The organism is Paenibacillus oleatilyticus (genome assembly GCF_018998565.1).
GTDB classification, from domain to species: Bacteria; Bacillota; Bacilli; order Paenibacillales; family NBRC-103111; genus Paenibacillus_G; species Paenibacillus_G oleatilyticus.
This window is the reverse complement of record NZ_JAHNZO010000017.1, coordinates 55,393-70,940: the sequence shown is the minus strand read 5'-3', so window position 1 is coordinate 70,940 and position 15,548 is coordinate 55,393. Positions and strand designations below refer to the sequence as shown.

The 15,548-nt window shown below is 40.0% G+C and carries 15 protein-coding genes; 6 read left to right on the top strand and 9 right to left on the bottom strand.

Going from position 1 to position 15,548, the window contains the following annotated elements:
• Positions 1 to 57: 57 nt before the first annotated feature.
• Complete coding sequence (locus tag KQX66_RS21360) at positions 58 to 465, bottom strand: JAB domain-containing protein (protein WP_253957338.1); 408 nt, start codon at positions 463 to 465, stop codon at positions 58 to 60.
• Between the two features lie 387 nt (positions 466 to 852).
• Between KQX66_RS21360 and KQX66_RS21355 the strand changes: the two genes are divergently transcribed.
• Positions 853 to 1,212, top strand: a complete 360-nt coding sequence (locus KQX66_RS21355) for a helix-turn-helix domain-containing protein (RefSeq protein WP_216794829.1) — start codon at positions 853 to 855, stop codon at positions 1,210 to 1,212.
• A 488-nt stretch (positions 1,213 to 1,700) separates the two neighbouring features.
• Here KQX66_RS21355 and KQX66_RS21350 read toward each other — a convergent pair whose 3' ends face one another.
• From KQX66_RS21350 to KQX66_RS21325, 6 genes are all read right to left on the bottom strand, one after another.
• On the bottom strand, positions 1,701 to 2,603 hold the full coding sequence (locus KQX66_RS21350; RefSeq protein ID WP_216794828.1) for a DUF8370 family protein: 903 nt from the start codon (positions 2,601 to 2,603) through the stop codon (positions 1,701 to 1,703).
• Between the two features lie 154 nt (positions 2,604 to 2,757).
• Positions 2,758 to 3,426 carry a competence protein CoiA gene (locus KQX66_RS21345; RefSeq protein WP_216794827.1) on the bottom strand — a complete coding sequence of 223 codons (669 nt, stop codon included), beginning with the start codon at positions 3,424 to 3,426 and terminating at the stop codon, positions 2,758 to 2,760.
• Between the two features lie 25 nt (positions 3,427 to 3,451).
• Positions 3,452 to 4,714: a hypothetical protein gene (locus KQX66_RS21340; protein ID WP_216794826.1), complete on the bottom strand. Its 1,263-nt coding sequence runs from the start codon at positions 4,712 to 4,714 to the stop codon at positions 3,452 to 3,454.
• 434 nt (positions 4,715 to 5,148) lie between these two features.
• The gene (locus KQX66_RS21335) at positions 5,149 to 5,709 is read right to left on the bottom strand and encodes an ArsR family transcriptional regulator (protein WP_216794825.1); all 561 of its coding nucleotides are present in this window, start codon (positions 5,707 to 5,709) and stop codon (positions 5,149 to 5,151) included.
• An 89-nt stretch (positions 5,710 to 5,798) separates the two neighbouring features.
• A complete protein-coding gene (locus tag KQX66_RS21330; protein ID WP_216794824.1) occupies positions 5,799 to 6,668 on the bottom strand; it encodes a hypothetical protein in 870 nt (289 codons plus the stop codon).
• Positions 6,669 to 7,109: 441 nt separating this feature from the next.
• Positions 7,110 to 8,414 (bottom strand): IS1380 family transposase, encoded by a 1,305-nt coding sequence (locus KQX66_RS21325; RefSeq protein ID WP_216794823.1) that lies wholly within the window; start codon positions 8,412 to 8,414, stop codon positions 7,110 to 7,112.
• Positions 8,415 to 8,828: 414 nt separating this feature from the next.
• Between KQX66_RS21325 and KQX66_RS21320 the strand changes: the two genes are divergently transcribed.
• Entirely contained in the window at positions 8,829 to 9,926 is a 1,098-nt protein-coding gene (locus KQX66_RS21320; RefSeq protein WP_216794822.1) for a DUF8370 family protein, read from the top strand.
• Between the two features lie 6 nt (positions 9,927 to 9,932).
• Positions 9,933 to 10,286, top strand: a complete 354-nt coding sequence (locus KQX66_RS21315; protein WP_216794821.1) for a DUF8371 domain-containing protein — start codon at positions 9,933 to 9,935, stop codon at positions 10,284 to 10,286.
• A 133-nt stretch (positions 10,287 to 10,419) separates the two neighbouring features.
• Here the strand turns inward: KQX66_RS21315 and KQX66_RS21310 are convergent, their stop codons facing one another.
• Complete coding sequence (locus KQX66_RS21310) at positions 10,420 to 11,271, bottom strand: Rpn family recombination-promoting nuclease/putative transposase (protein WP_216794820.1); 852 nt, start codon at positions 11,269 to 11,271, stop codon at positions 10,420 to 10,422.
• A 597-nt stretch (positions 11,272 to 11,868) separates the two neighbouring features.
• On the opposite strand from KQX66_RS21310, the gene KQX66_RS21305 reads away from it, so the two are divergent.
• Together KQX66_RS21305 and KQX66_RS21300 are read left to right on the top strand one after the other, a co-directional pair.
• Positions 11,869 to 12,216, top strand: a complete 348-nt coding sequence (locus KQX66_RS21305; protein ID WP_216794819.1) for a helix-turn-helix domain-containing protein — start codon at positions 11,869 to 11,871, stop codon at positions 12,214 to 12,216.
• A gap of 318 nt (positions 12,217 to 12,534) precedes the next feature.
• Complete coding sequence (locus tag KQX66_RS21300; protein WP_216794818.1) at positions 12,535 to 12,936, top strand: hypothetical protein; 402 nt, start codon at positions 12,535 to 12,537, stop codon at positions 12,934 to 12,936.
• A gap of 225 nt (positions 12,937 to 13,161) precedes the next feature.
• On the opposite strand, the gene KQX66_RS21295 is transcribed toward KQX66_RS21300, so the two are convergent.
• Entirely contained in the window at positions 13,162 to 14,262 is a 1,101-nt protein-coding gene (locus tag KQX66_RS21295) for an oxidoreductase (RefSeq protein WP_216794817.1), read from the bottom strand.
• A gap of 162 nt (positions 14,263 to 14,424) precedes the next feature.
• Here KQX66_RS21295 and KQX66_RS21290 point away from each other — a divergent pair, with 162 nt between their 5' ends.
• Positions 14,425 to 15,294, top strand: a complete 870-nt coding sequence (locus KQX66_RS21290) for a LysR family transcriptional regulator (RefSeq protein WP_216794816.1) — start codon at positions 14,425 to 14,427, stop codon at positions 15,292 to 15,294.
• Positions 15,295 to 15,548 lie beyond the last annotated feature (254 nt).

Sequence of the window (15,548 nt, the reverse complement as noted above, 5' to 3'; positions counted from 1 at the left end):
AAGGCTCGCATCGGGAGTTCGTTCCCGGTGCGGGTTTTCTTTTTGCGGGGGCGCGGGCTACATGAGCCCGTTTTCCCGTAGGCTGAAATGCCTTCCGTCCGCGACGATAATATGGTCCAGCAGCTCGATACCGAGGATATCTCCGGCGTTCTTTACCCGTTCGGTCAACTCTACGTCTTCCTGTGACGGTGTCGTGTCCCCGCTCGGATGGGAATGCGCTAGAATGATGCTGGCGCTATTGCTCAATATGGCGGATTTGAACACTTCCCTCGGCGTGACGAGTGCAGCATCGAGCGTTCCAATGGAGACGACTTCGAGCGCGGTTATTGTGTTTCTGATGCTTAGGCAGATGAGCAGACAGTATTCGCGGTCGACATCGCTTAAGTAATCGGTCACAAGCTTATACGCGTCCTCGGGGCAACGGATCTTGTCGGTTTTATAGGGGTATGTCGATTCGCGAACCATGCGTAAGCTAATCACGTTGAGCCGTTTCATCGCGTTTGACCATGAGTGTTTGTGGTGGGTAAATTCATTTCTTCAAGCAACCTTTCTAATGAAAATGTAGTTAGCCGTTGTATTCCATAAAAAGATTTAAAGGCGACTGATCCGTTAATGCTCGTAATTACGTGAGGTATGTTAAAGTCTATTAGGTGTTTACTTCAATGAGTTTGTGACTAAGGCTGTGGTTGTGAAGCCTTCTTTATCGCTATTTCCCTGCACATTAATAAGTCAACCTAGATGTGGTATAATTGGGAGAGCAAAAGACTGCACATTTCCAATTATACTCGTATTTACGATAAAGTAAATATTTTTTTCGTATTTACGTGTTAATTGCTATAAAAGGGTGTACCTATGGAAAAATTCGTGTCCTCAAAAGAAATTGTCGAACGTATTGAATACTTGATTGAAGCCAACAACATTCCCAAGAGTGATTTTCTGAAGGAAATGGGAATCAGCTCGGGCAACATGGGAGATTGGAAAAGCGAACGGTCCACACCTAATATCCATAAGTTGGTTAGAGTCGCGGAGTATTTTAAAGTCACCTTGGATTGGCTGGTTACTGGTAAAGACCGGCCCACAAAAGAGGGTGACTCGTTGGGAGAAAAGCTCCAATCTGTTGGCTCCGTTCATGAGCTTTCGGAGGATGAAAAGGCGTTTATCCGTGAGTATATTGAATTTACTGCTTATCGGAAGCAGGGTAAGAGGGGATAAGAAGTTTACGGCAAAAGAGAATCCAGCACCGTTTAGGGGCTGGATTTGTTGTAGTCTGTTTTAAGGTACTGACAAAATCCAAATGAGTAAGGAGTGAAAGATTTAGTAGAAATTTTAAATAAGGAGTTAGCGGTAAGTTTTCATGATTCAACTGGCTGCTGGAACAAAAGGTTTATTGCGCATTTAAGATTATGAACGGTGAACCGTATCACAAATAGTGGTAAAGCGGAGAACCGAGTTGAAGATTGAATCTTCAATGCTACATCTCAAGATGGTAAATAAATCATGGACAACTTTGGAGTACTGTGTGTAGCTGGTTAGGGAACAGTAAAGCCGCATTTATCGTATGTTTCTAATATTGCAAGCTTCAAATAGCTCACATCCTTCGTCTAGGTGTGGGCTATTTGAAGCTTACTTTTAAAGACAATAATATTAATATAAAAGTGAGAGTTGACAAGGCAAAAGTCGCCAGTAACTAGTAGTTATGACTAGTAAATAAATTTGTCTAATTCAGCATCAGTCATTGCTTTATTACTGTACAAGCTAGGGATAGCATCATGATAGTCTTTTAAGAAAGACTGGTCATTTTCTGTTTTCTCAGTAACATATGTATATCTCCAATTATTATCTTCTTTTGGTATTGCTAGTTTGAGCTCTTTCTTGGTGGTCCGATAACGAGTTTTCCCTTTGGAATTAGTGTAAGCGGTTTCTTTCTTAGCCCTTTCTAGAATTACACGCATTAAAAATTGATTTGCACCAAAAAGATACTTTTTTCTAACAATATATTTTGGAGTTAGGAGAATCTTATTATTTTCATAACGATAGCAGGGTAAAGTTACTTTTTTCCAAGTTGATGAGGCTATATCCCAAGTATTAAATGTGTCTTCAGAATTGGGCTCCACATTAGTAACAGCTAATTGTTCTAATGTAAACTGATTCAATTGAAGATGTAAAATATTTGTTATCATATCTGAAAGTCCATCTTCATTGAAGCCTGAAATCATAACAGGTAAGTCCATTGCTTTTGTAATAGTTGATATATTAGAAGTCATTCTTTCGAGATTTTTAAAAGTTTCTAGTAGACCTTCTGCTGTATTTCCGTGTCCATTATCTCCTTTTCCATAACCCAACTTTGTATAGTTAATTTCTCTTGCACAGGATAGTAATTCTAATTTTTTGTGTTTATCATTGTTACGGTACGCCTCATAAAATTTATTAAAGAAATTATCCAACAATTTAGTTGCATTATTGTACCAAGGACCTCGTTGAGTCTCTATTAAACAAGGGTCAATAAATAATGCTTGGTCATTTAAGACATTAATATCCACGAATTCTAAGTGAGAATGTCCAGTTCTTGGACGGTTAAGAAGGTCAGAAATATGTTTTTTCATATAAACCCCCCGTGCTAGTGTTTATGCACCATTAATTTTATAGATGCGGTTAAGGAGTAAATGTAACATCAAACAACTTTATTTTACAATATTATACATAGATCTACAATAAACCTTTAAATTTTATATAAAACATTGCATATAAATTATAGCCTCACTTAATTGTATCTTGAATTCTGTCTCTAGTGGTTTTAAACCATTCTGGTTCGATAATCCATTCATCAAGAATCTCATATTCTTCAAAATTACCGTTACTTAGTAAAACCTTCCATATCTTTTGTTTTACTTTATGTGGTTTGTTCCATAAGTCGTCTCCATATCTCATATTTGGTTCGAAAACAAAGTAAAAGTCATCTTTTCTAAACCCAGATTCATTTTTTGGAAATTTATCTCGACAAGTTAACAAAATATAGGGAATATATTTTAGTGTCAGACCTTTATAATTCCATATATTCTTTTGATTGAATGTTATAATTAAATCCCTAAAAACATTAAATTTTATTCCATCTGCCAAAGAATTGCATTTCAAATAAATTGCATATAAGTTCTCAATCACATAACTTTTAATTTGTATTGCATTTTCCTCATCAATTTCGGAGGGAGCCAAATCAACAAATGGCCTCCTGTTCCCCTTTATTGTAGGGCATTTAGAGTTTGGATAATGAGAGAAATGAGTACTTCGGTTAGGTGATTTATCCGCTTTTATAAAGACATCTTCATCGCAAATGGGGCATTCTCCAATTGATCGGTTTTGGCAGTTTTTAGACCATTCCTCAATATTAAATTTTTTACCAAGAACTTTATCAATAGCGTAGTTTGTCATAGTAGAATAGTGAGCTCCTCCAATGTTATTTTTTCAGCTTCATAAAAGGATATATAAATTCCACCACATCAAGATATTTTTGATCAGATGGTTGTCTTTGTATTTCCTCATCTGGGTGAGAGCTTCTTTTTAATAACCTTATGTTAGCTGTATCTAGTGAAAAATCTAAAGTGAAGATTGCAAATCCGCTCTCAAATGACTTTCCGATCTTTAAATGTTCAACCTTGCGTTCTGATTTAAGAACAGGGAGGTTTATCCAGTACAGTTCATTTGAGGATATGCACTTAAAATCTCTATCCACAATATGAATTTCAGCATATTTATAATCGCTATCATCTCTATGATTTCTGAATCGTATTCCGACGATGTCTCCTAGCTCACTGTTTTTAATAGTAGTTGAAACTATAGATAAAACAGCAGAAGAGATATATTCAATAGGTGAAAGCACATCTTGTGAAGCAGGAGGATTAAAAGTTTTAATGACTAATTCAGTAAAATCCTGAATATTATTATTAAAATTCTTAACAAGTTGCTCCGCTTGGTCTCTTTTTTCTACTAATAAAGACTCTTCGATAAGGAATAAGGATTCTCTAAAATTAGTGAATTCAGATAACTTAATCGAAGGCGACAGTTTTGAAATGAACTCTAGCAAGTTGGAAACTCGACCTTTTACTGTTCTAACCTCTTCAATATCGCTTGAAATATTTTCTATATCCTTAATACGAATATGTGTTAGATTTTTTTCGAAATCAAATTCAATTAAGGTAGGGTAGACAACATGAGAAGCATCTTGATTTTTAGGCTGATGTTTGACATAGCCTTCATCTAGTAGGAGCAAACGTATGTTAGTCCGATCAGTTGAAATTCTAAATCCACAAATTTTATATTTCATAGAACTTTCTTGTGATACGACGTTGTTAAGAAGTTCATTTTCACTTGGTGCCCCCCAGGCTTTGAGGATAGCTGGAGCCGCGTCAATATCATGTAATGAAATGTTATGAGAGTCTATTTTATAAAGAAAAGAGTTTAATAAATTATCTTCAATTAGTCTAAAGAGAATCTCATCAATATTTTGTTTAGACAGGAGGTTTTCTTCAATACCTTTTACTAAAGTTAAACAAGTAGTTACCCAAGCGGGACGTTCCTCGCTGCTTTCAATTTTGATTTGTGTATAGAAGGCTTCGAATTCGGGGAAAATTTTTAAGTAACTAAGCTTTTCTCTAACACCTGTTTTAGTAATAAACTGCTTGAAGTAAGTCAAATTCTCTAAAAGTTTGTTCGATTCCATTTAGACACCTCGTTAAATTTTTTTTGAGCTAAAGGAGAAGATACATTGCAAAAGGTTGACGTTTTCAGTAATAGATCCTTTTTGGGTCAGTTTGTTCTTGATGATTTGCTTATTGGGCGGAAATTGATTTCAACAGGAACAATACTTTTCCTTAATGAAAAGAAATATTGTGTTGATAACATTATACTGAAGGGAGAAAACACGATATCAATCGAAGTTTCATAAACCCAATTTTATGTGCAAAGAAATTGTAGTTGCTCAGAATCACTTGTTAGGATCTCTGCAAGAGGTAATCCGATGTCTTTTTATAGGCATGTTTATCGTTCCTTTCCAGATTTGATTTCAAATATAAAATTGAAAACCAATTATATTCATAGGTTTCAATTGTTTAATTGAAACCTAATTTTTAAAAAAGGAGGTATATACCTCCTAAGCTAAAACAAGCTACTGTAAGTAAACTGTCTTCCACCTTCTAAAAGAGGATCTTCTTGACGGTTCACCAGACGCATTTCGTATAATTTTGTTAAATGTGTAGATATTAAAGTGTGTTTTTTCTCCAGAATATCTGATATTTCTCGTGCTGAAACCATCTTGCGTTCATAAACAATACCCAATACTTCACGAAGAGCATCACCAACTCGTGCACCAATCGGTATATGATTTCCATTTGACTCAGTAATTACCGATGCTTTTTCTTCATTACAAGTAAGAAGAATATTGTAGAAATGGTCAAATTCCTCACTAAGGTTTTTTAACACTAGAAATTTATTATGGGTTTTATAGTTTTCGTACAGCCACTCCATAGGTTTTATGATAACTTCATGTATGCCTGACCCATTTACTTCACGTACTTCAGACATGTCATAGTAAAAAATTGTCCCGCTAGGTGCCTCAGCAATTAGCTCGATTACATATTCTTTTACTGGAATTGTCGGTCTTCTACCGACTAAGTCAATAAAATCCTTTTTTTCTCGTAGCAAAGTGATAAGACGCATAGCATTCACCATTTCTATTTGTTTTCAAATCTGAAATTGAAACCTAAAGTTATATTATCTTACGTCGAATCCTTATGTCAAGTCATATTCTAAGAAGCGTTAATAACAATATAATAATGTGTTCCATAGAAATATTCGCCCTTTTCTATAAGGGTAACTTTATTCGGAAGAACTTTATAGGCACTATCATGGGTACGTACATAGAACTCAGCGACTTCAGACCATCCAAAAGCTCTATTTTTTACATCTATTAGCCCTCTACCTCTGTCTTCTTCCTCAATACTGGTTGCTTCTGTAATAATTGCTTTTTCAACAACTTCATGCAAATTTTTATGTGGTACAAACCTTTGCAGGCTTTTTACAATACCTTTTCCATAATCACAAATAGCTATCTCTACTTTCTTGAGATGTGGATAATACTGAACACAAGGAAAACAAGCTGTGCCTCCGTGTTCTATAGAATTACCTGCTAGTTCGCCGACAATTCTTGCAATATCTGAAATACGGTTAGGTTCAAGCTTGCCCTTCATAATCTCTCTTACAGAAGATTGTAAAGAACCAATTTCGTCATATTCTTTTGCTACTCGCAGCTCAAATAAACCGTTAGTTTGGTCATGTCGGGTTCTATTGTAAAAATATGACATGTCTCTTTTATCATCAAAGGCTGTTTTTATTATTGTAGGACATACCTTAAAAAAATCCATGCGCTCCATATAGCCTATAACTTTCTCATCTCTATCGTTTTCAGGAATGTTTACTTTTAAGTTATATCGGGTGTTGAGCTTATGAAGTGAGCAGACTAATGAGGCATTCCCGACAGGAGAGACCCATTGTAAATTGCTGAGGTCAACTATTATTTGCTCATTATGGTCAAGCGTCTTAAAAATCGAAGCACACCTGTTTAACCATTCATGAACGTCTTTTATGCTACGTAAGCTGTCAAGACATTTCAATATCATGATGCGGTAGCCACCCTTTGATTGTAGTTAAAAAGTCACACAATCATTATACCATGTTTGGATAAATATACCTACTATAGTGTTTAGAAGACATATCAGATGAAGTAAAACGCGGAAAATCGAAACTTCCAAGGACAACTCAACCATGGCTATCCCAACAAAGGCTCAGACTTTTGAACATTGGATTGACTGGTTAGATAAGAGAGGACTGGACTGAGGGGAGTCAAGTTGTTGGGCCTGCAAACGTCATTTTGATACAAAATATGATCCTGAATTTCGAAAGCCCACAAGATCAAGGTAATAAGGTGCAACCAGCGAATTGAAAACGTAAAAATGTGGGAATTATTCATGTTGGCAAGAGGGTATGGAGCCCAGCGACCGGTCTTCCCTCCTCCCTAATGAAGGGGCGATTTCATTTTCCATGTGAAATTTTGGAGAGCTTCATTCCAGCAAGGCTACTTTCGCTTCGATTCGTTTCCAGGCATGGCGGCCGGCGAATTCCTTCATCAGCTTGAGCACGACAGATCGACTGTGTCGAACGAGCATCGCCGCGCAATGAAAGAACTCGAACCGGAACCTTGCAATCGTGTAGCCTAGATGCACGGGTTCGCAACAGTCGCGTTTGAAGCGCTCGAACAAATTGTAGGCGAGGAGCTTAATCGCCAAGTCCAGCTCGTTGGCTTTAAAATCTCCCGTCGCGATGCGGTTGATGGAGAAGCCATTCTTGGCTTCCTTGATGGAATTTTCCATACAGCAGCGTTGATTGTAGAAGCGCCATAAATCGATCGCTTCCCATTCCAGATTGGTCACGATCGCTTCGTACTGCCAGTCGGTATCGAACACAATCCGGCCTTGGCCGTCGTCGAACACTTGTGCCTTGCGGATAACCGCCACCCGGCGCGCCTTGTTCCAAGACGTCGCTTTGTAGATCAAAGAAATGCCTTCGATGATCCAGTCCTCGTCGACATAGCGCGTCCAATAACGGCAGGCCTGAACTTCCTTGGCCAGTCGCTGGGTCCACTTCAGCTTGCCGACATAGCCAATATTCTTTCGCTCCCACAAGCCGTAGAAATCCTCGCCCCCGAAACCTTTGTTGACCCGGGCGTATTTCACCTGGCGCTCGCCAAGCAGGTCAAAGGTTTGTTGCAGGAAGCCGACAGCGTCGGTGGAAGAGTGGGTATTTCCCGGTCGGAGAACCGTATTCAGGTTGAGCCGGGTTTGTCCTTCGAAGGCCAGTAGCGGATGATAGCTTTTGCGCCCGGGCTTGTGCGGGTTCGTCCCTTTAGCCGCACCGGATTGATCGCCATACACAGTCTCCACGGTGGAATCCAAATCGAGAATGAGGTTGGCAGGCAAGCAGGGCCGGATGACCTCATGGTTCAGTTTCCGCAGTTCGTGAACCAGTTTGGGGCTAGAACGCCCCAGCCGGATCAATTCCTTGTACAATAAGCTGTGATGCGGACAGCGACCGCCGAAAAACCGCTGGAGCAATGCATCACGTTGCAAACGACGACGAAAATGAAAAATGCGTTCGCATCCGAGCATCCAGCCGACGATGAAGTAAAGCAAGATGCGGTGAATCGGAAAAATTGTGTTGCGTGCTTTGCCGCCGGAGAGGTTGCGCATCGCTTCAGAAAGTTTGATTTTTACGAGAAAGGCCAGAAAGATATTGACGCCACCAAAGTTGGTCGCGTTTTGCAGGGAAAATTCGGACTTGATTTTGTGGATGGCTGTGGTAGACTTCACCTAAAAGGTGCTCCTTTCTTTGGGCGATGTTGTTCTGGACAAACACCATTCTACCAAAGATTTGAGCCCTTTTTTCATTATTTAAACGATGTTACTTTCGAAATTCAGGATAAGCTAGGTTATCTGAACGATAGCCTAGCTCTTACTGTTGTTACGGCTAGCGCGGAGAACCGCATCATAATTAACGGTGAAAAATTTATTGGAAATGACTTCGGGGATTATTAATGGTTATGGGAATTAATGTCAATAATAGCCTCTAAGACTTTTAGTCTAGGTTTTTGGTGTGTGAGCAAAATTCGATAAATTGCCCCATTATTTTCCAAAATATGATATAATATAAGGCATAAGAATAGTACATTTTGTTCACAATGAATTGGATGACATGTTGAAAATAACAAAAGGGGAGTGAATAAGGTGAAGGTATATTTTAGTGATTTTTTTGAGGTGAGCGCGCAAATCATTGAGCAGTATGGAGCGTTTGATATTTCACTTATTAATGATTTACCTTTGTTTATCGATCCATTTCTTCTCTTTAACAGCAAAAAAGAAGAGTACAAACAGTTACACAATAATATACTCAAATATTTATATTTTCTTAAAGAAAAATCAAATAGCATTAAAATAACAGATGGTCTTTTAAAGGCTTGGTATCAATTTCCTGAAGTCAAACAAAACTGGTTCGGCTTTTGTGAGGATGGTAATGGGGGAAGTGGACTAGGAAAAGAGTTTGCCATTTCTCTACATGAAAATCTCCAAAATATATTTAGTGATTTTGGAAATGAAAAGGTGACGAAAGGGACGCATTTAGAAAAGTTATGTCTAATAAAAGAGAGAGTCGGTAAAGACAACATAAGCGATTTTACGACAAATTTAATACATGAGTATTTGTTAAATTACACTGAGGCGCTTGCTAAAGAACATATAGATGAAAAGTATTTAAAAGAAGTCGCGGTTAGAGGTGTTCGATTTAATTATGAAAGAGAAGTTTGGGAGACTGATCGCTTCATTTTACCATTTCTTAATAATGATTATGTGCTTCTAACTCCAAAAGACATACTTACAAAAGATGAAACATGGATAAGTAGAGTCGACCTTCTGAATAGATTTGCTGAGATCCCCCCTGCGATTTCTAATGTTGAACTGAGAGATCAGATTAATAATTATTTTTATAGTAAGATTCCTGAAAAACCTACCCAAAGAGACAAACAGGAGGCGCTTTCTAAAACAATAAAAGAGTATCCTGAAATCATTGACTACTATATAAAATATAAGGAAGATCGTGGGGATATAGCAGAAAAAACAAGTATAGACAAGGTGTTATTTTCCATAAACAAATATGTAAAGCAATTTGGCGAGATGGTAAAGCTTCTGAGTTCCAGTACAAACTTTTATGATTATTCTGGTGATACATATGAGGAAGCCCACCAAAGACTTATCTTTCTTAAGGATGTTATCGAAAACAAGGACGGTTACAAGATATTCTATTCTAATGGCGTTCCTATTCAGAAGTAAAATGATTTGCAAATATTATACAGACTCACTTGGTTTGCCAGTTCTTCTGATGTAAATCGAGAAGTAAATAATGGCAGAGGGCCAGTTGATTTTAAGATTTCTCGTGGTGATAAGGATAAAACTCTTATTGAGTTTAAGCTGGCGAGTAACACCAAATTAAAAAAGAACCTAGAAAAGCAAGTCGAGATATACGAGTTGGCCAATAATACCAAAAAATCAATAAAAGTCATTTTGTATTTTTCCGAAAAGGAATATAGAAAAGTAATTGCAGTACTTAATGAATTAAGCTTAATAGGTAACAAGGATATAGTTTTAATAGATGCTAGAAGGGATAATAAGCCTTCAGCTTCTACAGCATAAAGTATTTCACTCATCACCACGACGGGTTTTAAGTGCCTTTATCTGTCACCGATATACAAGAGACACCTCTTTCGGAATAGAGGGGATAAAAATGAGCCATCAATTTATTGATGGCTCTCTTCGCACTCAGTATTTAATTTCTTTCCTTTATAGCCAGTATTTCAGACTCAGGCAGTCCCGAAGCTTTAGCAATAACGGAAATATCCACACCATGTGCCAGAAGCTCTTTAGCCATTTCAAGAGCCTTCTTTCGCTCGCCGCGGGCTTCTCCTTCGGCCAATGCTCCTTCGATCATGGAAGCCTCGTCGTGAAGGAACTTTTGTCTATCCTCATACAATCGGCGGGCTTCCGCATCCTGACTAAGAAACTCCAATGTATCCATGGCTTTCTTCAATACAGGCTCGTTCATCGTCAGCACCTCCCAATTTGATTTATCGGCACCCTTCAGAAATAGCAGCCAGTTCACCAGACCTCCGCTTTCTACGGGAACGGCATGGTCGTCTAGTTTTGGCAACTCTAGAAAGTGTAATTCAATATCATCAACCAGCGGAATGCCACTGCGCTCTTCCCGAAGATGGAATACACTATGATATTGCTGGTTGGGCAGGAAAGAATAATTGAGAATGTTGATGGCAACACATTTTTTCAGCATCTTGTAGGATTGCCCTTCTTGCAATTGTCCACTATAAAGCTTACTCCAATAAAACAGCGTTCGCTTCTCGGTATCGTACTTATTGAACAACTGCATTTCTACATTGATCAGTTCGCCTTCTGACGTTTTGCCCCGAATATCCAGAATGGACTGCTTATCCCGAGGTGCATCTTTTTCAGTGTAAGGATTAAGAAGAACAATTTCTGTCAGCGGCGGCTTTCCAACTTCGATAAACGTTCTGTTGAGGAAAGCCAGCAAGACATCGCGATTTTCTTCACTGCCGAAAATCCGCTTAAAAAGAAAGTCATTTCGAGGATCAAGCAGTTCAGCCATCAACAATCAACTCCGTTCATTATCAGTATATCATTTTAGCGACCTCTTAGACACACCAAGTAGAAGTGCTCATCGCCTGTTCAATTATGGGTTCGTATGATAAATTGGTGGGGGAGAGTTTATTCTGGATTCACGAGCTATTAGTGAAATCGAGTTAGGCGAAAACGCTGCTATAGTGAAAAAGCGGCATCACTTAAGCGATACCGCCAGACTAAAACCATCTTCATCAATCATGAGCTCGGATTCCCTGTAGCGATATGAAAGGTTATGTATACTGATTCTTTGCACGGAGTGTAGTAAAGGTATAATTTCGTCAATACTCTGCACCGTTGTTTCATGGATTGATTCGTCGGGAAGTAGCCATATGATTTTAAAATGGGGCTTTTTTCGGGTATGAAATATCATAACAAGAACAAGTGAAATGAGACCCATGATTCCAAACCAGACAAGATAAATCATAGTACCATCTCCAATACAGTTTTTTATTGCATGCGAAACTTGATGATACTTCAATATTATAAATAATAATTGAATTTTCGTCAAATTCATTTTGAAGAAAGTTCAAGTTTCGTATACTTGAACTCAGAGGTGGGGCCGATGACTTTCGGAGAGCGGTTAAAACAATCTAGAAATCGAAAGCAGATGACACAGGAGCAAGTAGCCCAAAAAATCGGGATCGACTTTACAACAATATCCAAGTATGAAAATGATAGATCGCAACCCGATAACGAAGTGCTGCAGAAGCTTGCGCAATTGTATGGCGTGTCGATTGATTGGCTTTTGGTAGGAAGTTTGAATGAACCCGGGGACAAGAAAAAGATAAACCGACTGATTATTAACGGGGAACCGGAAGAACTGACCACAGACGAAGCCGGACATTTGAAGGATAGCCTGGAGATGTATAGATTGCTCAAGGAAAAGCGAAGTAAGGAAGCTAAAAATTGAAGATAAATGACATCATGGTCTGCTCTTCTTCAGAGAAGGTGGATACATGATGTCATTTTTTGTTTGGTGATACTAAGCACGAACGGGGGCTGGCTCTCCCACCGTTCGGCAAGAGCAAGGGTGTCCTTCTCTTGATAGAGTGAGACAGAAAGTGTAATTAATTTAATAGAGATAACAAAGGAAACTTATATGTGGGTAGTTTTAGTGAACCTAAAATGGATATTTTCGATATTGCTAGTTTAAATATAAAGTTTCAACTGTTACGTTTGATGATAAGATCATTATTCCAATTAATTAACAACCGAAAGGGGTGTTATGATGAATAAAAGGAAGTATTTATTATTCAGTCTTTTGGGGTTAGTGATTGTAAGTGGGTTGATGATCAATTCTCTTACCTTTGATGAAATAGGGAAAATAGGAAGTCAGTCAGGGGATACAAACGAAAAAGAAAAGATCAAAAAAGAATTTCTTTATTCTTTAAATATTGACGAACATTTATCAGAAGAAGAAATACAGCAACTTTCAGGTGAGTATGACTTTAAAACAAATGATTATTATATTGAAGCGATTTATAAAAACGAGCCGAGTGTAATCTATGTGTATTACAAAAATCAGAATGGGGGTTTTACATTAGGAGGGGTTTTAGGGGAGGGGCAAGGTAAACCCCCCGAAGAATTGTCTAATGACCATATATTTTCAAGCTATATAAAGGGTACTTAAGATTTCAACTAAATAAGCAAGCGATCGATGGTTTACCGAGCATGTTTATTAAGCCGATTCATAAAGGCTGTGACATGAAGATGGATGCGATAGAACTTGCTGAAAAATACATTGTTGTGACGTCATTCCTGAGCCATTTGGCTGCTTTAAGAGCCTGATAAGAAAAAATAATCCAGCGCCGTCCAGGTGCTGGATTTGTTGTAGCCGAATGGGGCTGCTGGATGTTCAGAAGGTGTCAACGACGAGTTCTTCTTCCCTGAGTGTTGCGATAGGGTGCAGAAAATGATGGTCGAAAGGATTCAATGCTTTACCTTTCCGAACTTTGTTGATCCAGTCCGGATTAACGAGAGCGCTCGTTCCGATTGCGACTAGATCGGCGTCGCCTTTCCTCAGCAGATCTTCTGCTTGTTTAGGTTCCCCCAGCTTGCCATTGGCGATGACTGGCAGGCCGCTGAATCGTTTGGCCAACTCGGCAAGGGTGGGTCCGCTTTCCGCAAATGCCGGTGCAAATGCTTTATATTCCGTAGTATGGATGTAGCTTGGGGATGCCGTTGCCAATTGTTCGAAAATAACCCTGGCATCCTCCATGCCATTGGCCCATTTGTGGTGAAAATCATTCACTTTCCCTTGCGAGATGCGAACGCCAACCAGATAATCGGGGCCAACGAGAGCACGGATAGCTTCCAATACTTCTACGAGGATGCGGACTCGCCGCTCCATAGAACCGCCGTAAGCATCTGTTCTTAGATTCGTATAGTCCGTGATAAATTGATCGAGAAGGTACCCGTTTGCAGCATGGACTTCAACGCCGTCAAATCCGACTTGTTTCGCACGAATAGCCGCTTGTGCGAAGCTTTCGACTGCACCGTGGATCTCTTTGAGGGTCATCGCCTTCGGGACAACAAATTCTCCGCTCCCACCGTGCTCTTGCAGCATGGCTCCAACAGGCTTCACCGCGGACGGAGCGATTGGCGTAAATGTGTTATTTTGAACAAGTGCCCCTGCATGCATCAACTGAGCGACAATTTTTCCCCCGGCTTGCTGCACTGCATGAACAACCGGTCTCCACGACTCCGCTTGCGCCTCATTGGCGATTCCAGGTTGGTTCTCATAAGCCTGGCTGTTCGTCGCATCGGGATAGATGCCTTCCGTGATGATAAGACCGAACCCGCCTTTCGCAAAACGGGAATAGTAACGGGCCATACGTTCATTCGCTTGTCCGGACGGGTCCGCACTTGTCCGGGTCATCGGCGATAGTACAGCACGATTCGGCAATGTCAAAGAACCTAATTCAAAAGCGGAAAACAGCTTAGGATAGCTGCCCATTTTGAACTCCTCCTTCAAGGTTACCAAGGCAGCACAGATAGTTGCCCAGGATATGGATTGCTTTCTTAAACTGATTGTAATTCACTAATCCCATATAGTAAAATGATTGATATAGATAATATCATCAAAAAAAATGATGGTTTAGAGGAAGAGGTAGTCGCGATGGAGTTAACCGATCTGCGAATGGTGCTGGCCATTATGAAGGAAGGCAGCATCACCGGGGCGGCTAAGAAGCTCGATTACGTGCAGTCAAACGTCACTGCAAGGATTCGTAAGTTGGAGGAGGAGCTTGGCACGCAGCTTTTTCACAGAAGTCTGAAAGGGGTAGTGCCAACCGAGAAAGGGCTCCTGTTCTGCCAATACGCTTCAGACATTTTAAATATGGTCGAGGAAGCGGCCGTGGCCGTCAAAGAGCCTGATCATCCGTGCGGACCGCTTAGGATCGGCGTAGTGGAGACCATCGCTTCGTCTGCTTTTTTTATTCATGCATTGTCCGAGTTTCAGCGTAAATATCCCGAAGTTTCTTTATCCCTGATCAACGGAACGTCGTCGCAAAATTACGAAATGGTGCTGGACCGCCGGCTGGACGGCGCCTTCCTCACAGGCCAGTATGATATTTCTCCACTGCAAGTTGCCTATGAGATTCAGGAAGAGGTTTTCTTGTTAGCGTCAGCTCTTAGAAAGGAAGGTTTCTCCCCTCTGGAAATAGCGAATGCGACCTGGGTCGTATTTCCGAAGGGATGTCCATTGCGGGCGGCTAATGAAGACTGGCTTCAAGACGAGGGGATATTGTCTAAGAACCTGATCGAGGTGAGCACGTTAGATACGATGCTGAATTGCGTGCGAGCTGGGATCGGATACACTTTTCTAACCGAAGCTGTCGTGGATACAGATGATGAACGGCTTCGTATCCATACGGTACCGGAACCATACCGGTTCCTGACAACGCGGTTGGTTTCTCGAAAAGAGCAGTTCCGCAGCAAAGCGTTTGCTGCTTTTGCTGACTGTGTCAGAGCAGCGGGAATGGGTTAGAGTAGCCCGAAATGAAACTATACAGCGCGGCAAACTATGGGATAACTGACGGCAAGTGACGGCGGAAAATTGGACGTGGGAAAGTGCTTTGGATTACAGATAGATCCTTCGAGCTTCCTCGTCGAAGATTCGACTATAGAAGATCGCCAACCACCTGGCCAGTTAACCGGGTAGGGCGATCTTTTGCTTTTCGTATGCTCGATATTGCAAAAATTAAGATAATTATTCAAACAAGCTCTTTAAAAACTTGGCAG

What these genes read in the sequence shown, in the direction of transcription:
- KQX66_RS21350 (WP_216794828.1), bottom strand. Translation starts at nt 2,603, where the DNA reads ATGAAAAAACATATTTCTGACCTTCTTAACCGTCCAAGAACTGGACAT.
- KQX66_RS21295 (WP_216794817.1), bottom strand. Translation starts at nt 14,262, where the DNA reads ATGGGCAGCTATCCTAAGCTGTTTTCCGCTTTTGAATTAGGTTCTTTG.
- KQX66_RS21330 (WP_216794824.1), bottom strand. Translation starts at nt 6,668, where the DNA reads ATGATATTGAAATGTCTTGACAGCTTACGTAGCATAAAAGACGTTCAT.
- KQX66_RS21345 (WP_216794827.1), bottom strand. Translation starts at nt 3,426, where the DNA reads ATGACAAACTACGCTATTGATAAAGTTCTTGGTAAAAAATTTAATATT.
- KQX66_RS21310 (WP_216794820.1), bottom strand. Translation starts at nt 11,271, where the DNA reads ATGGCTGAACTGCTTGATCCTCGAAATGACTTTCTTTTTAAGCGGATT.
- KQX66_RS21360 (WP_253957338.1), bottom strand. Translation starts at nt 465, where the DNA reads ATGGTTCGCGAATCGACATACCCCTATAAAACCGACAAGATCCGTTGC.
- KQX66_RS21355 (WP_216794829.1), top strand. Translation starts at nt 853, where the DNA reads ATGGAAAAATTCGTGTCCTCAAAAGAAATTGTCGAACGTATTGAATAC.
- KQX66_RS21340 (WP_216794826.1), bottom strand. Translation starts at nt 4,714, where the DNA reads ATGGAATCGAACAAACTTTTAGAGAATTTGACTTACTTCAAGCAGTTT.
- KQX66_RS21305 (WP_216794819.1), top strand. Translation starts at nt 11,869, where the DNA reads ATGACTTTCGGAGAGCGGTTAAAACAATCTAGAAATCGAAAGCAGATG.
- KQX66_RS21300 (WP_216794818.1), top strand. Translation starts at nt 12,535, where the DNA reads ATGAATAAAAGGAAGTATTTATTATTCAGTCTTTTGGGGTTAGTGATT.
- KQX66_RS21290 (WP_216794816.1), top strand. Translation starts at nt 14,425, where the DNA reads ATGGAGTTAACCGATCTGCGAATGGTGCTGGCCATTATGAAGGAAGGC.
- KQX66_RS21335 (WP_216794825.1), bottom strand. Translation starts at nt 5,709, where the DNA reads ATGCGTCTTATCACTTTGCTACGAGAAAAAAAGGATTTTATTGACTTA.